This is a genomic window from Archangium sp., from assembly GCF_036389735.1.
In the GTDB taxonomy this organism is placed as follows: Bacteria; Myxococcota; Myxococcia; order Myxococcales; family Myxococcaceae; genus Archangium.
This window is the reverse complement of the sequence record NZ_DASVWK010000548.1, coordinates 1-1,507: the sequence shown is the minus strand read 5'-3', so window position 1 is coordinate 1,507 and position 1,507 is coordinate 1. Positions and strand designations below refer to the sequence as shown.

Genomic DNA, 1,507 nt, shown 5'->3' with positions numbered 1-1,507 from the left:
GTTGCGCTCGATGAGCTTGGTCATCACGCCGCCCAGCGTCTCCACGCCCAGCGACAGCGGGGTGACGTCCAGCAGCAGGATGTCCTTGACCTCGCCCGAGAGCACGCCGGCCTGCACGGCCGCGCCCACCGCGACCACCTCGTCCGGGTTCACCGAGCGGTTCGGCTCCTTGCCGAACAGGCGCTTGACGGCCTCCTGCACCTTCGGGATGCGGGTGGAGCCACCCACGAGGACGACCTCGTTCAGGTCCTTGAGGTCCACGCCCGAGTCCTTCAGGCACTTGCGGCACGGCTCCAGCGAGCGCTCGACGAGGGTGTCGATCATCGCCTCGAACTTGGCCCGCGTCAGACGCACGTTGAGGTGCTTGGGACCGGTGGCATCCGCCGTGAGGAACGGCAGGTTGACCTCGGTCTCCATGGTGCTGGACAGCTCGATCTTGGCCTTCTCCGCCGCCTCCTTCAGGCGCTGGAGGACCATCTTGTCCTTGGAGACGTCGATGCCGTTGTCCTTCTTGAACTCGGCGATCAGCCAGTCCATGAGGGTGTGGTCGATGTTGTCGCCGCCCAGGTGGGTGTCACCGTTGGTGGCGAGCACCTCGACCACGTTCTCGCCCACCTCCAGGATGGAGATGTCGAACGTGCCACCGCCGAAGTCATAGACGGCGATCTTCTCGTCCTTCTTCTTGTCCAGGCCGTACGCCAGGGCGGCCGCGGTCGGCTCGTTCACGATGCGCCGCACGGTGAGGCCGGCGATCTCGCCCGCGTCCTTGGTGGCCTGGCGCTGGGCGTCGTTGAAGTAGGCCGGGACGGTGATGACCGCCTCGGTGACCTTCTCACCCAGGTAGTTCTCGGCGGCGCGCTTCAGCTTGAGCAGCACCTGCGCCGAGATCTCCGGGGCGCTGTACTGCTTGCCATCGATTTCCACGCGCGCATCGCCATGAGGGCCGCGCACCACCTTATAGGGGACGAGCTTCGCCTCCTCGGTGGTCTCCTCGTACCGCCGGCCCATGAAGCGCTTGATGGAGTAGACGGTCCTCTCCGGGTTGGTGATGGCCTGACGCTTGGCCACCTGCCCCACCAGACGCTCCCCATCCTTCGCGAACGCGACGACCGAGGGCGTGGTGCGGCTGCCTTCCTCATTGGTGAGAACCTTGGGCTCGCGACCCTCCATGATCGCCACCACGCTGTTGGTGGTGCCCAGGTCGATGCCGATAATCTTGCCCACGGTGTGTAACCTCCCGAAATGACTGCGGAAAAGTACCGCGAAACCTTCGAGTACCTCCGATGTGTGACCAACGTAACCACCCACCCAGGGGTGTCAAACAGCGTCAAGATGCGTGAGGCCCGCGCCACCGGACCGCCACGGGTGCGTAACGCGTTCTCCACTTCCGCCACCGTGCGGTAGCAACCAACCGGTCGAGCGATCAGAACCGGATTTGCCAACCCCTCGGAAATATTAAGATGCCCCCCCGTTAACGCCGCGCGTCAGCCATTGGCTGAGAAAGTGC

At 64.7% G+C, this 1,507-nt stretch carries 1 protein-coding gene; it reads right to left on the bottom strand.

From position 1 onward, the window contains the following. Window positions 1-1,224 (bottom strand): molecular chaperone DnaK (gene dnaK / locus VF794_RS19210; protein WP_331112459.1); only part of this gene is annotated, 1,224 nt, incomplete at its 3' end. Window positions 1,225-1,507 lie beyond the last annotated feature (283 nt).